Source organism: Bacillus sp. NP157, from assembly GCA_018889975.1.
Lineage (GTDB): Bacteria > Pseudomonadota > Gammaproteobacteria > Xanthomonadales > Rhodanobacteraceae > Luteibacter.
In genome coordinates this window covers 1,956,783-1,971,039 of record CP076546.1, presented here as the reverse complement: position 1 = coordinate 1,971,039, position 14,257 = coordinate 1,956,783, and the positions used below count along the sequence as shown (strand labels likewise).

Annotated in this window: 13 protein-coding genes; 7 read left to right on the top strand and 6 right to left on the bottom strand. The window is 62.8% G+C overall.

The features are described 5' to 3' along the window. Positions 1 to 146 precede the first annotated feature (146 nt). Complete coding sequence (locus KPL74_08850) at positions 147 to 1,184, bottom strand: hypothetical protein (GenBank protein ID QWT22101.1); 1,038 nt, start codon at positions 1,182 to 1,184, stop codon at positions 147 to 149. Between the two features lie 11 nt (positions 1,185 to 1,195). Here KPL74_08850 and KPL74_08845 point away from each other — a divergent pair, with 11 nt between their 5' ends. Together KPL74_08845 and KPL74_08840 are read left to right on the top strand one after the other, a co-directional pair. Then, positions 1,196 to 1,999 carry a hypothetical protein gene (locus KPL74_08845; GenBank protein QWT22100.1) on the top strand — a complete coding sequence of 268 codons (804 nt, stop codon included), beginning with the start codon at positions 1,196 to 1,198 and terminating at the stop codon, positions 1,997 to 1,999. A 122-nt stretch (positions 2,000 to 2,121) separates the two neighbouring features. Then, the gene (locus tag KPL74_08840; GenBank protein ID QWT22099.1) at positions 2,122 to 2,892 is read left to right on the top strand and encodes a hypothetical protein; all 771 of its coding nucleotides are present in this window, start codon (positions 2,122 to 2,124) and stop codon (positions 2,890 to 2,892) included. An 11-nt stretch (positions 2,893 to 2,903) separates the two neighbouring features. Here the strand turns inward: KPL74_08840 and KPL74_08835 are convergent, their stop codons facing one another. Then, positions 2,904 to 4,040 (bottom strand): hypothetical protein, encoded by a 1,137-nt coding sequence (locus tag KPL74_08835; protein QWT22098.1) that lies wholly within the window; start codon positions 4,038 to 4,040, stop codon positions 2,904 to 2,906. Positions 4,041 to 4,113: 73 nt separating this feature from the next. Continuing rightward, positions 4,114 to 4,809, bottom strand: coding sequence for a hypothetical protein (locus KPL74_08830; protein QWT22097.1), 696 nt, complete (start codon positions 4,807 to 4,809; stop codon positions 4,114 to 4,116). A 1,183-nt stretch (positions 4,810 to 5,992) separates the two neighbouring features. Here KPL74_08830 and KPL74_08825 point away from each other — a divergent pair. The 5 genes from KPL74_08825 to KPL74_08805 all read left to right on the top strand — a co-directional run bounded on the left by KPL74_08825 (position 5,993) and on the right by KPL74_08805 (position 11,089). After that, on the top strand, positions 5,993 to 6,349 hold the full coding sequence (locus tag KPL74_08825) for an ankyrin repeat domain-containing protein (GenBank protein QWT22096.1): 357 nt from the start codon (positions 5,993 to 5,995) through the stop codon (positions 6,347 to 6,349). Between the two features lie 11 nt (positions 6,350 to 6,360). Beyond that, the gene (locus KPL74_08820; protein ID QWT22095.1) at positions 6,361 to 7,356 is read left to right on the top strand and encodes a hypothetical protein; all 996 of its coding nucleotides are present in this window, start codon (positions 6,361 to 6,363) and stop codon (positions 7,354 to 7,356) included. Positions 7,357 to 7,529: 173 nt separating this feature from the next. Beyond that, on the top strand, positions 7,530 to 8,861 hold the full coding sequence (locus KPL74_08815; GenBank protein ID QWT22094.1) for a hypothetical protein: 1,332 nt from the start codon (positions 7,530 to 7,532) through the stop codon (positions 8,859 to 8,861). Positions 8,862 to 8,926: 65 nt separating this feature from the next. After that, positions 8,927 to 9,724 carry a hypothetical protein gene (locus KPL74_08810; protein QWT22093.1) on the top strand — a complete coding sequence of 266 codons (798 nt, stop codon included), beginning with the start codon at positions 8,927 to 8,929 and terminating at the stop codon, positions 9,722 to 9,724. 99 nt (positions 9,725 to 9,823) lie between these two features. Next, complete coding sequence (locus KPL74_08805) at positions 9,824 to 11,089, top strand: hypothetical protein (GenBank protein QWT22092.1); 1,266 nt, start codon at positions 9,824 to 9,826, stop codon at positions 11,087 to 11,089. A 58-nt stretch (positions 11,090 to 11,147) separates the two neighbouring features. Here the strand turns inward: KPL74_08805 and KPL74_08800 are convergent, their stop codons facing one another. From KPL74_08800 to KPL74_08790, 3 genes are all read right to left on the bottom strand, one after another. Then, positions 11,148 to 11,996, bottom strand: coding sequence for a DUF4263 domain-containing protein (locus KPL74_08800; GenBank protein QWT22091.1), 849 nt, complete (start codon positions 11,994 to 11,996; stop codon positions 11,148 to 11,150). A 495-nt stretch (positions 11,997 to 12,491) separates the two neighbouring features. Beyond that, positions 12,492 to 13,283: an abortive infection family protein gene (locus KPL74_08795; GenBank protein QWT22090.1), complete on the bottom strand. Its 792-nt coding sequence runs from the start codon at positions 13,281 to 13,283 to the stop codon at positions 12,492 to 12,494. Continuing rightward, a complete protein-coding gene (locus KPL74_08790; GenBank protein QWT22089.1) occupies positions 13,280 to 14,164 on the bottom strand; it encodes a WYL domain-containing protein in 885 nt (294 codons plus the stop codon). The genes KPL74_08795 and KPL74_08790 overlap by 4 nt, the downstream gene beginning before the upstream one ends. Positions 14,165 to 14,257: the final 93 nt, after the last annotated feature.

Below are 14,257 nucleotides of genomic sequence, written 5' to 3'. Positions count from 1 at the left end.
CGACACAGACGGCGTGGGTGAAAGAAAGGGATCTCAGGACAGTGGATGCCCCTTCAACCTGGCACGAATGGACCCATCGTCAAGCCACCCGGGCTGGGCATCTTGCCGCGCGAAGGAGCGTCCCGCTTGACCACGCCAGCGTCAACTCAACGGACGAGCCTGCTTCCATGGCGTCCGAGGTAGTCCGAAAACGTCTCCCGGCCTTCGACAGGCTCGGGTGCCGGCAGGGCGTACAGCCAGTCGAGCGCGTCAAAACCGGTGTGCCGAGCTCGTCGGCAGTGTAAAAGGAGGCTCGCTGTTAGGGGGATGAGGTGGGCGACCGGGGCTCGGTTCGCAATGTAAGGATCACGTGCCTCAACCACACCGGTATGCATCTCCACCGAAGCCGTTTCAGGGAATCGACGAGGGTCTGGTTTGCGTCGAAGCATCGTGGAGGTCATCAGCTCGTGATATATCCACGGGGAGGCGGTGGCCACCTTGCCCAGCTCCGGCGAATTTGCATCGGCAATGCTGATGGACTTCGGCGTGTCCATGAACATGAGCGCCTCACAGCTGTCCATTGCAGCGGTCAGGGACGTTGCCAGCATCATGTGGACATGGCTCGTAGAATAGTTGCGCTGCTGGTAATCAAACCCTGTCCCTGCCTTGTTCCGGCAATGTTCCTCGTCAATGCGGCGCAGGAGCTTGCGGCTGTCACCCCAGATGAGGGAGTCGACGAACGGCAGCAAGCCCAGCTCCTGGTGGAGAAATCCCGCAAGCCCGATGGCCTTTGCCTCATCGTCGTGCGAGTGGGAGATGAACACGTGAGCGTCTGTCTTGCCGAACCACTTTTCCCTGATGGCGTCGCCGTCAAGCACGCCGGTACTGATGAACTTGTCGAGCCGCCGGTGTGGCGCTGGCCATGTCGATTCGAGGACATCCCGGCCGCGCTTCGCCCACCGCGCAAACGGATCACTGTTGCCCATGGTGAGCCTGAAGCCGTTGAACATCGTGTCGTCCCTGTCGGTGATGAGCCGCTTGGCGGAGGCGGCGGTGTCCTGTGTGGGTGCGCGAAGTGTAGCGATCAAAAAACGCCCCGGCCATAGCCTGGTGCCGAGGCTAAAGGGCGTGGGAAAGTGGCCGATATCAGGGGCGCATGTCTTCGGATGCCGCCAGCGCCGAACGTGCTGCAGGACAACCACCATAAGGGATGACCATGAACATTGGATTGGGCGTGATGCTGTGGCTGGGTCTTTCTTCCCCAGTTGTTGTCCATCCGCCGGCCGCGGCAACGACGGCGCCCGCGTCGGCCGCACACTCGGCCCTGGACGGCGCCAGTGGGGCGCGCATGGATGTCGATGCGACGGCTGCATCGGCACGGGTGACCATCACCCAGACACCACAGGTCGCCGACAAGAAAGGGGATGACAAGCCGTTTTCATGGAATGAGCTCATCCACGACCTTTCCTGGCCGATCGCTGCAATTGCGATCATCTCGCTGCTCCATCCGGCAATCAAGGGCTTGCTGGGGCGGGTCTCTGATGTCGGCTTTGGTGACCTCAAAGCGTCCTTTGCGGCCGACAAGGCCAACGAAGGATTTTCCAGGGTGGTCCGCACGGGTTTCATGGGGGCAAATGACCTGGATGCCGTCTTTGACACCATCAAGAGCAACGAATGGGCGACCGTCGTTCTTGCGCGGATGCTGCTCCGCAAGGGCCTGCTCGCGCTCGGCGGTGCGGATGGGTCAACCTCCGCCTCCACGGGCCTGGAACAAATGATCGCCAAGGTCGCCGTCGACAGGAACCTCCCACCTTTGTTGGTCGCCGAGCTTAACCGCATGCGCAACGCGACCCACTACGCGGAGTGGTGGCAGGGCACCCCGCCCAAGCAAGGGGAGTGGACCTGGGCAGTGGCCAACGCGCGCCGTGTGGTCGGTGATTTGTTCAATGAACAGTCCATGTTTGGCGGCAATGCAACCGTCCAGGTCGCCAGCGCACCCGCCCCGGGGAGCACGCCCTGACATCCGGCGGTCGTTCAGGCCGCCCTGGCACCTTCGACACGCACGTGGGCAATCTGTCGCACCCGCATTGACGCACTCCCGCGGCACGCCAGGCTCAGAGGGTTCTCCCTTGTGGTAATGCCATGGTCCCGACGAGATTGTTCAACCCTGCAGCCCTGCGATTCGACGACGACGCGCGCGCGTCGGAGGGGACAGCGGCCCGTGCCACCGGATTGGCCGCGACCTGTAGCGACGTCCGGTATCCCGGCGTCGACGAGACACGCGCCTACTTTGCTTCATTCGGCCGCCATCTCAAGGCGGAGCCGGGCCCGGGCGATTGTGCGGGCGGCGCTGTGCACGTGTGGCGGTTGACGGACGACATCGGGTGTGGGTTCCGGATGGCGGGTCACTTTGTCTTCCCCACGCTCCGCGATCTTTGGCGCTGCTGGTACCGCACGCAGCCTGAGCTGCACCGGAGCCGCCGGTGCGTTGAAATGCTTGCAGCGTCCTCACTCGACTGGACGGCGGCGCAGCGGGCCGCCATGCGCGAATGGGTCAGCGACCACGTGGGCGAACATCGGCAGTTGGTGCCCGCTCTGCGGCTGGGACCTGACCGCGCCCGATGGCCGTGGACGGATGCTTGCTCATTGAGCCCCAGTTGCAGCATGAAAACGCGCGGCTGGCCGTGGAATTCGGTGGCACCCGTTGGCCCGCTTGACGACGAAGCTGTCGCCGACTCGGCCGTTCTCGCACACGAGTGGAAAGCAGAGGCGGCGCGCCTTGCCAGATTCGACCTCCAGCGCTCCCGGATTTTTGCTCGCACGCTGGGTGACGCCATCGACAAAATAGAGGCGCAGGTGCTCGAAGCATCCTTGCCTGCCGCGGCATACCCCCGGCTCCTGCGCCGGCTGTGACCGTGTATGGCTCACACGCTCCCTCGTATGGTGCTTCGTGCAATCGAGTCGATGGTCGCAGCGTGGAGGTCACCGGGGAGGACGACGCCGTCGACGGTGGTGGTCACGGTCAACAGGGCTGCACCGTTTGTCGTCACGGGGTCGTGATAGCGAACACCTCCAAGGTCGATGTAGAGGATGAGGCTCGACAGCGGTATCGCGAGGCCCACGGTTGGTCGACCTCTGAGAAGCGTATCAGTGTGTTCGTCAGCAACCTCGATGCAACCGATGTCCGACAAGGGTATGAAGATGTCGCCACCGGCCGGATATTGACCCGTGTCTGTCGTAAAGAGGACTTTGGATGTGCCGTCGGCAGTCCAATTGATGACAGCCTTCGTCAGCCAGAGCGCATTGTCCTTGTAGTCGAAGAAAAACTGGCCGACGCCCCTGAGGTAACCGGTCAGGGTCTGCGGGAGGCTGGAGGCAGGGAGGAGGTTCAAGGGCCATGTGACTTCAAAAAGGCCGCCCGCTGCGGCGTGGCGGATTTTTGAATCGGGCTTGAGGCAATCGAGGGTCATGGCGCCTGTGACGTACAGGCTGCTGAGCACGGCGAGTTCCATGTGACGTCCGACATCCTCCGATTGCGCGAGGTAGTCGACCCCGTCCCGGATGCCTGCGCGCTCGATGGCGGCCCCCCGGGCGTCGAGTATGCCTACGACGGCCTGCTGGGCACTGCCAATGGTCAGGACGTGGCCGAACACGGCTGATTCATGTTCAGCCACGTCCCCGTAGCTGAAGTGGGCGATTTCGGAGTCGGGAAGCGCCTGGAGAACAATGAAACTGACGTCCAGGCGCTGCTCGTTGCACAACGTCTCGATGCCTTCGTGGAGGCGCCTGGAATACGGAGTGTCTTTCGTTTGCTCTTCGATTTTCGCCCGCAACCATGTGGCATCCCGCACCGTGCCAGCGTAGACAATGCTGAGACCCTCCCGCAGACCCCAGATTTTCCGTGCGAATCCCATGGGGTGGAGCTGGCCTGCATCAGGCCTGGCAGGCTCTCCGTCAACTGGACCCTGGGCCGGATGATGGGCTGGTTCGTCTGTGCTCACGAGGATGTCCGTGAGGACAACAGGAAATGTCCTTGCAAAAAGCACCGTCGCTGAAGTCACGCCATATCCCTTGGGATTGAGTGGAGGACATATGGACAACGGAGGCTATGGCGCCACCATCGCCCACAAGCATTTAAGGCTCCGCGTGCTGACGATACAACGCGTCCAGCGCATGGCCCGTGCTCCATTCGCGTCCCCAGCGGGTGAGATCGGCGAGCCCGAGTGGCGCAAGATGGGCGAGTGGTGCACCGTAAGTGACGCGGGGCAGGGACGGTCTGCCCGACGCCACGACGCGCGATTCGATTGCCTGGTTCAACGTTTCAAGCCGCCCGGTGGGACGTTGCCGGATAACCCGCGAAGTGTTGAGCTCATGGTAAATCCATGGGGATGCCGTGGTGTCGACGGCACTGCTGGCATCTGCGACCTGGATGGAGGAGGGGGTGTTCAGGAAAATGATGCACTCGCAGCTATCGATGGCCGCCGTGAGGGATGCGGCAAGCATCATGTGCACATGGCTGGTTGAATAGTTCCGGCGATCGTAGTCATACGTGTTGCCAGCATTACTGCGGCAGTGCTTGTCGTCAAATTGACGGAGGAGTTCAGCAGAGTTCTTCCAGACAAGGGAGTCGACAAATGGCCTCAGACCGAACGTCTGGCGGAGAAAACCGGCGACACCCACGGCCATCGCTTCGTCGGCATGTGAATGGGACAAAAAGACATCCGCGTCGATGTCAGCGAACCAGTTTTTCATCACCTCGTCGCCGTCGATGACGTCACGCTCCACGAGCGTCCGGAGGTCCCCATCGACCTTGGGCCAGGTGTTGGTCATGAAATCCCGGCCCGCGTCCTCGTAGCTGGAAAAGAAGGTGACATCCGTAGCTCCCAGACTGAATCCCCTGTACACACGAGCCTCCCTGGTAAATAGCGTGGTCGTCCGGTCCGCTTTGTCGCTGACCAGCGTGCTTGGCGCATCCGTCAGCTGTTCTTTCCAAGCACACCGTTGGTGGGCAGTAGGCCCGGCATGCCGGGCCTACTGCCGGCATCATCGATAATACTTCAGGCGATCGAGCAGCCACGGCGTACGGTTTATCGAGCTGAACACACGCAAGGGGTTCGTCTCCTGGGCCTTGTGGCAATTGGCGATGGCGCCTCACCCGAATCAGCCGGTGGTAGCGTCCATGCGGACGGTCGCCAGGAGTTGCATGAACAACATCGTGGCGCCGACCGGGCCGAGGAGAGAGAGCAACGTCTGTCGACGGAGGAAGCGGCAAACCGGACAAGGCGGGGCAGGCAAGGTCCCAAGCGACAATGGACACATCGGCGAGGAGCCAAAGCACACGGCGGTGCGATGGGAGTAGCGTCGGCCGCAAGGCCGGGCAAGGTTGTCACCTGTGGCAATGCCAAGGGGGCCCGAAGGACCTTGGGGCCGCATGGCCGCCAGTCCGGACAAGACGACCATAAACAGCAGACGTTGCCCGTCACGTGTCCCGGCATCGACTCCTGTGGCCCAGTTCTTGGGGGCCATGTAGCCGATCGGGACCATCACGCCAGGATTCGTCGGGCGCACGGCCTCCCACCAGCGGCCCTTGCCCGCGAGAGGCTCGGCTGGCGTCGCGGAGGGCTCGGTGGCGTCGGGGGCGATTGAGGACGCGGGAGGGAAGTCGACACGGGGTCCGAGGGCGGTGGCGTCATCACCGAGCCGTTGGAAGGCAGGCGCCGGACGGTAGGTGCTGTAGAACCGCAGAGTCAGTCGCCCCCTTCGGACACGATGCCAACATGCACGTATGCAGCCCGACTCCGCGGCGGTTTCCAGGCTGCCCCAGCGTCCGTGCGGACCAACGGTCGTTGCGTCCAACGCGTCATTTTCCTCGTGACAAGCGCTGATGCGATTCGCTCCCAGGCTCGGCTCCAACGTGTCAGTGGACCCAGCCATGGCCGGGATCATCATTGCCTCCTTGACACCGTCCGAATCGGTGCTATCGATGGAGTCTGACCACGGGCAAGGAGGCCCCATGAATCTTGTGTTGCAACGAGCGCTGTGTGACGCGGCGTGGATGGGGGATGCCTGCACTGTCGAGGCCCTCATCCACCATCCGGACGTCGACCCCGCCGCCCATCACTCGACCGCATTGATGCATGGCGCCCATCGTGGGAAACGACATTGCGTGCACTTGCTTTTGCCGGTGAGCAATCCCAATGCACGCAACGCCGAGCCGCTCTGGCGAGCCGCGCGCTACCGGCGGGCGTCGTGTGTGCGACTCCTCGCGCCGGTGTCCGACACAACGGGATGGGAGTCCTGGCAGTGGGCCGAGTTGCCAGAGGCCATGCAGGCGTTGGTCCGGCGCCACTCGCCCACGGGCCGGACGTGAGCGGGAAGGGCATGGGCAAGGACAACAGCGGTGAAAAGACAAGCCGCCAGCAGCAGAACGATGACAGGGGGAACCGAAGCATGACCACAGACGATGATGGGACCGACACGCCTGTGCAGGCAGTGTCCGGACCGACAAACCGCCCGGGCGGACGCCTGCCACCGCTCCTGGCCGCAGTGAGCCACCATCCTGCGGTCCGTCTGGGCAGGGCCCTGGACGGAAATCGCATCTGGGAAAGCGCTCGCGCACACGGAGCGACCTTCAACGCAACGGGCGCCACGATGGCATCGCTGCGTATCCCCCGGGGCACCCGGCCGGCGCTCCCGGCGCTCGACATTCTCCGGCGGACCCCCTTGCTCGGTGGCCTTGGTCTGCTCGGCCCCTTGGGCGAGTGGCTGGGTCGCTATCCCGACCGGATGGAGGTCGCGTTGCCGGTGATGGCGGAGGAGGGGTGGTACCTCGATGCGAACATGCCGGCCGCGCTTCCAACCCGCTTTGCCGAGGCCGTCGGAAAGGGCGACGTTACACGGGCCGAGACGATGATGGTGGGCCATTTCGAACGGCGCCTCGATGACGTCGAGCTCGAACTCTGCGAGCGCCATCCGCACCGTGCCCATCTCCTCCAGCCCGCGTTCAATGCGCACCGCCGGGGCGAGGACGTGCTCGCCATCCCCGTGCTTTTCGCCCAGGTCGATGGCGTGTGCCATGACCGCGGGAAGGCCTTTGCCTTTTTTCTCCAGAAGGCCAAGGAGGCCCTGTCGAATGCGCTCAAGGATCACGCCCTGTCACGGCTCGAGGAAGTGTTGCTGATGCCATTCGGGCTCGAATCCCCTGTCTCCCTCAACGAGAAAAAACGTGCGGAGGGATTTTCGGGCCTCAATCGCCATCAGGTCCTGCACGGCGAATCGACCGGGTACGGAACGCATGCCAATGCCCTCCGGGCTGTCTCGCTTCTGGCCTATGTGTCGCAGCGCCTGTCCGTCCTCGACCCTGAACCGGACGGCTGACCGCGCGCCGTGATGGAAACGGCCGGCAAGGCATGTCGCGTGACTTCTGGCGCAAGCCAGCAAAGACCTTTCCGGCCAGATCCGCTCCATTTCCTCTGGCTCTCCATCGCTCGTATTCAAACCATCCATCCACCACCGGCCAACACGGCCAGCCCGACCGCAAGGACACGCCCATGCAACATCTATCCGCCTACCTGCTCGAAATTCCCGACTTGCCCGACCTGGAAGCCCGTGCACTGCACAGCCGCGTCATCGAAGCTGTTGACGAGTGGCTGACGCGCAAGGGCGTGGGTGACCTGACGGCCGGGGAATCGATGTTCGTCTCGAAAAACCAGGGGCGCGAGGGCACGGTGCGCCAGTCGTTCTTCGCCAACGAACAGGGGGAACTGCGGGAAATCATGCTTGAGGAACCGACCCATGACGGGCATGTTTTTCGCACCGCGCTGCGTGTGGTGCGTTCCGCACTCCGTGTGGTGGTCTACCTGACCCTGGCGGCCCGCAACGTCGACAGCATCATCCGGCCTGGCTTTGTGGTTCCGCGCTGTCCGGAAATCATCCACAAGATCCGCGACCTCCGGGACGACTGGCGCCTTGGCGATACAAAGCTCGGGCCGGCAGGCGTCGTCGAGGTCGATGAGGAGGCCGACGGCATCGCGCTGGCCGAACGCATCATCTCCCAGCGCCGCAGCATTCCCCTCGTCGCCGTGTCCCTCATTGACGGCAACGAGCAGTGGGCGGGCCTCTCCAAGCTGCTCGCGCGCGACCTGTCGGCGTTGGCCACCGTGGTCCGTGTATCGGAGGAGGCCGGTTGGACGTTGACCGAGGAGCTCGGTCGCAAGTTCTCCTGTTACGGAGGCGCCGTGCGCCTGTACTGGCCGGCGCTCAAGGGCACGGGCGACGGGCGCGTTTCAGGACGGGTCTGGACGCCCGACCAGCTCGACAGTATGGATTGGAACGGCGAGGGGATGGAGCGGCTGCGCAGCCAGTTGCGCATGACCGTCATGAGTGCGGCCGCACTCGGTGTCGAGCCGCCCTTCGAGATTCGGGAAATCCGCAGCTACCGCGCCCGCGTCCGCCTGCGCGAGCTCGAGGCGCGAGGCCAGGAGGCTGCGGACGAGTTGGCTCTCGCCCAGGAGTTCTTCAACGAGAACGAATCCCTCCGTGAGGAGATTCGCGCGCTCCATCAGGTCATCGCCCAGATGAAGGGCGGTTACGAGGCTCCGGTCGATGCCGCGCCCGAAGACGCGGACGCCGGTGAAGTCAGCACCGGAGACACCCCGTCACCAGCCTCAGGCGATATCCGCTTCTACAAGAAGAAGTACGCCACCCCGGGCTTCGATGTCATGGTGCCCATCGGGGATTGCGGTCACAACACGTGGGAGTCTGCGTTCAAGGCCGACAAGGCAAAAAAAGGCATCGCCCGACTCGAAGGCATCGAGAACTGGCAGCAACTCCATCATTGTGCCAAGTGCGAGGGTGGCGGCGTCTGGCGCGTCAAGTGGTGAGTGCCGGTCACATGGGGCAGAAGGGCGCCGCCCATCCGGAGTGGGGCTTGCGGCGGGAGTCTGCGGTGTTCATCGGCGACGTGCCCGTGTGCCCCAACCTCGTTCCGCATGCAGCGGAGATGGCGCTGTGGCTGGCGCGCGAACGCCATGTCATTGCGCTTGTGCCCGCAGACGACCAGGGCACGCCGGGCGCGCTGACAAACCCATACAGTGTGGATGCGTCCACCCATGCCTGCCTCATTGCCTCGGCCATCTCCACAGCGGTCGACTTTGCCGGGTCGACCGACGACATGGACGCCTTCGACGCGGAGTCCCAACGCGTGCGGCTACAGAGCGAACTGGTCCTCGCCTCCGCGCGGTTTTGCGAGGCGGTCATAAAGCAGATGCTCTATTGCACAGGCATCCCACAAAAGCTCTGGAAGCGCTCGAGCCTCGGCGAACTCATCGAATCCGACTGCCGCGATTGCCGGAAGGCGGGGCGGCCGCCGCACAGCGACTCGTTCCTGGGTGGGCTCGCTTGCCATTACAACCAGTGCAGGGTGCTCGATGCATGTCTCATCGACCACCTCGTTCTGGCCAACCTCAAGCGCAACACCGAGGCGGCGCATGCCGGCACACCCGCGTTGAACATTCGCACCGCGGCTGCCTCGCGCACAGACCTCTCAGCATGCCTCGATGAGGTGCTCGGAAACCTCCGGCACATGGCCCGGCACATCGGCGACATCGAGATGGCCATGTGCCGCGAAATCAGCCTGCGCATCGCCCGCTTCCCGCATGCCCCCGCCCTGGAGGACCTCATGGACATCGGGGTCAAGCCGGACCGTGAGGTACTCGAACGCGCAGCTGATGGCGGGAGCGCCTGAAGCCCGACAGGCAATCCGACCCCGCCCCATTGGCATCACCGACCCCGTACACCGCGTGCAGCGAAGACTCCCGCTCCCCGACTGATGAGACACATCCGGATGCAGAACGAAAATCCGCTTCAACATCTGTTCGACCGCCAGACGCTCGAGGCCATGGTCCGCATCCACCTGGCTCATCTCACCAGGCAGATCGAAGGCCTTGCTGACGCGCAGGTCCCCACTCATCTTGCCGACATCGAGGCCTGTGTGACCGACGCAAAGCGTCGCTATGCCATCGACATTCCCGTCCTTCGCCGCGACGCCGTATCGTATGAAATGAGGGACAGACCGGTGCCTCTCATCTTGGAGGACGCGCGGGGAGACAGGCGTACGTCTTCTGCACACCATTACGATTTCGAGGTGCCCTTCGAGGGGGCGGCGGTCTACTTCGACGCAACACCCGAGGGTGGGCTTTCTTGTCCACTCCAGGGGGGCGTGTCGAGGGCACGCTCAGTCCTGCTCATCAACGTTGTCGTCCCCTTGGGTCACGACAACGAAGGGCGCGCAGCTCGGGTGGAAATCGATAAACGACTCGACGCCATCGAGGGAGTGCTAGAGCGCCTGGACGGGGAGGCGTTGCCGCTCAGGGCGCGCATCGAACGGGAGTTCCGGGCGGCCATAGACGAGCGCCTTGAGCTTTACCAAAGCAACCAGGCCCGGGCCCAATCGGTCGGTTATCGCTTGAAGAGGCACACAGACGCCCCCGTCGTGCCGCTGGTCCCCAAACCCATCGTGTCACGGGCGGGTATTCCTGGAGCGGAAACCTCCAAGAGGCACGCGGGCCCCGTTCTTGCCGACCAGAGCTATGAGGACGTCCTCAAGATCGTCGCGAGGATGTCGCGAGTCATGGAACGCAACCCGTCGACCTTCCACAAGGCGAGGGAGAACGTCATTCGCGACCATTTCCTTGTCCAGCTCAACGGCACCTTTGCGGGTGAGGCACTGGGCGAGGCGTTCAACCAGAACGGAAAGACGGACATCCTCGTCCGCAGGGGGGATGACAACATCTTCGTTGCCGAATGCAAGATTTGGCGCGGGGAGAAAGAGTTCAGCGAGGCCATTGACCAGTTGTCGGGGTACGTCTCATGGCGGGACACCAAGACGGCCCTCCTCGTGTTCAACCGGCGAAAAGACAGCACCTCGGTACTCGGGAAGATGGATGCAACCATACAGGCGCATCCCTCCTTCGTCTCGAAAGAGGCATGGGCGCGCAAAGGTGCTTTCCGCTATCGCATGCGCCATCCGGCGGATCGCGACGTCCTGATGACGGTAACGGCCATGCTCTTTGACGTCCCTGCGCCCATCAAACGGAAAGGGGAGCATTGAAGGGTCGTGGGATTCAGGCTTGCCGACCGCTCGTCGGGAACGGTCAACGGGACATTGCTCAATTGCCTTTCGGAAGTCGGCGTTTTTCCATTTCGTCTTCAAAGGATGTCGAAGCGCCGTATTTCCCCATTCCGACAGTGAGAAGCTCGCCCGTCGTCCAAGTGTCAATCTCGTAACCGAGGTTCCGAAAGTACGTCTTATCGGTAGCGCTGAGGGCGAGCTGGTCAGGGCCAACATAGGAAAACATGTGGCCCGGGCTCGTATGAATCAGTTTGAACTTCAATCGGTTCCCCGCGACGGCAAGGACATTTTTCTTTCTCCGTGGCCCGTTTTCCCAGTAGCGGATGAGGCTGTCGTAACTGAGAATCTGGATACCCGTGTCCTCCTCCTCTTGCACGATGAAACCCATTCGCTCGGGTGAAAGGTTCTTGTTGTCCGACCTGCCGATGATGAGCTGGTAGCGAAACTCGAACGGCATGCGACGCATGTTGTCAGGCTTGAAGAGCGGTTCAAGGTGCCGCAGGGCCTCGGCCTCGTTCCTCTTGACAAACGTTCGCCAACGCTGGACCTGCGCCTTTGCATCGTTGAAGGCCTTCGTGAAATGCGGGTTTTGCTCGTCCATGGTGAAGATTTTTTTGTCAGGGCTTTCGAGCTCGACGAAGGTGACGCGCCAGCGGTCGGAGCTCTTGGTCACGAACGCATAATCGCAGACATGTTCGCTCGCAAGGGCATACTTCGAAACGACAGCCTGGAACTGAAGGCCATGGTTGAGGAGTGTTGTGGTAGGGAGGAGCTCGGAGTTCTCTTCGAGAAAGTCCTGTACCCACTGTTCCTTCTGTCGACCGTCTGGTGCTTTGCTGGCGAGGAGGGCAAGAAAACGTTCATTCAGCGGCTTTTCTTCAGACATTGATTGTATCCGGGATAACGGGGAGCGCCGGCTATCCACGGATGCCGCCACGTGCCGGGTGAATATATGAGCCCGAAGGCCCGAGGCCGCGCCCTCTGTGAAGACAGTCACGATACGCCGAGCGATGAAGCGTGCCAAGCCGCCGGGGGAAGGATGCATCAGTGACGCCGCTTCGGTGTATCGGTCTTGGAAGTTGAGCAAGCCGTGCTACAGCGAGAAGGTGATTGCACGCGTGCGCTCGTTCGACTCGAGCTTGGCACCTTGTTCCGATGCGGGAGTGTGGGCAGGTGGTCGACGACGATAGGGGGCGCCGGTACCAGGCTTGCGACGGTTTGGCACAGTCCGACCGAGGCATACTCATCGGGGACTGCCATGGCACAGCGATCGACGGGGCGGGCGGGGAGCACGAGGAACACGGGCTCGAGCGCACGGCCCGTGCCTGTGCGGAGACGTGGGCCATGCGTTCGAGGTGGCAGGGTGCTTTCGCTCGCCTCGTCAGTGGGGCGGTTCGGTCGACTTCAGGTAGTGCATCAGGGTCCGGACCGTGTTGACGACCAGCTCTGCTTCGGCCTGTGTGAGGAGCTGTGCGTTGGGATGAGCGATGCTCGCGCTGTTTCGCATGGCGTTGACCGCGTCAACCGCCGATGCCAACGACTGCAAGACGGCGGCCACGGGCGCAGCGTGGGGCGATGGCGGGTTGCCTGCGTGGGCCTGGCGATACGCCTTGAACGCCGTCGTGAGTGAGGCGTCCGGGGACAACGGAATGCGGTGGTCGGCGCAAAGCTGTCGAAGATAGCCGTGCAGGGCGGTGTGCAGGCGGTCGACCACGTGCACGGGACCTCCCGTCGACAGGAGGGTGTCGACATCACGCAAGGCGCGCCAGACGGATTCGCTGGCACGCTGGTCAACCGGCGGCGCACTGATGCGTGAGGTGACCACGCCGAAGCGCTCGAGGAGGTCGGGTTGCGTCGCCTCGAGGGCCGCCTTCAGTTTCGTGTGGGTCAGGAGCGCAGGGAGTGCTTGTGGCGTGCGGTCGAAGACGTACTCGAGGATGCCGAACACGCACGCTTCGTAGTCATCGTCGCCGAAATCGAGGCTCCGAAGCAGTCGGGGATGACTGGAGATGAGGTCACTGGTCTGCGTGGAATAACCGAACTCGACCCAATCCGACTTGGTGAACGCTCCAGCGATGGCACGCTTCAGAGCGAGGATGAGGGGACCACGCACACTCTGGTCCTGGAGCAGGTAAGCGTACCCGTCGGGTGACGATTGCAGTCCGGGCATCATGCCAGTGCGTCCTCGGCAATCCACTTCTCGACGGCGTCCTTGTTGAGCAAAACCACATGATGGCGCTCTGGATGTTCCCTCCAGTCGTCGGTCATGAGGTTGAGATGGCGGACCGTGTAAAAGAGCATGGCCCGGCGGCAATCGAGCTCGAGCGTGCCCGTGTCGTCAATCTTGTAGTCCTCCTCAACGATGAGTCGCTGCCAGTCGGCTAGCCCCGGATTGGCGGCAAGGACGAGGGGCACCCGAAGGTTCCATTGGCGGTCGTTGCCTGCGTCAACATAAGCCTCGTCTGCAGGCTGGATGTCCTTTGACCGGCCGATGGCGAAATCGCGGTAGCTCCGCCGCAGATGGCAAAAGGCGCGGACGTGCCATCTGAGGCCATCGAAGCCCAGCGCATGCGGAGAGACGATGCGGGTGGTCGGTTGGGGCGCACGCATCGAGTAGTACGTGATGGTCAGGGCCTGGCGCCGGTTTATTGCGTCGACGAAGGTGGCGACCCCCTCCGCATCAAGCGGCCGGGCAGGGGTGTCGACGAGACCGGCTGGAGGAAGCTTTCCGAAGAAGCTGGTATCGGCCGGGATGATGTGCATCTGCACGGCGTAGAGCTCATTGAGGTACGCCTCGGCTGTACCGGCAATCAGGCGGGGCCGGAACGCGGGCGTCGGGTGGTAGCGCTTGAGGCGGGCGTCATAGGCCATGTTGCCCGGGGCGAGGTCGTCGTAGTCGGCAAGATCCTTTGAGGCCTTCGGAGCCGAGATGTTGAAGAAGTCCATCAGGTCGGCCCGGTTGAGCTGGCGGGCGTACTGCAGCCGCGACTCGATGAATTCGAGGCGGCGATCCTGGCCCCAGCGGCTTCGGGTCGAGGGGGTATCGTCGTTCATGGCAACTCCGGACGGGCTGGTTAGCCTGAAGAGTCTACTAAAATAACTAAATTGAAAACACTAAAGTAAAATGAGTTACGTTACTTGACTGGA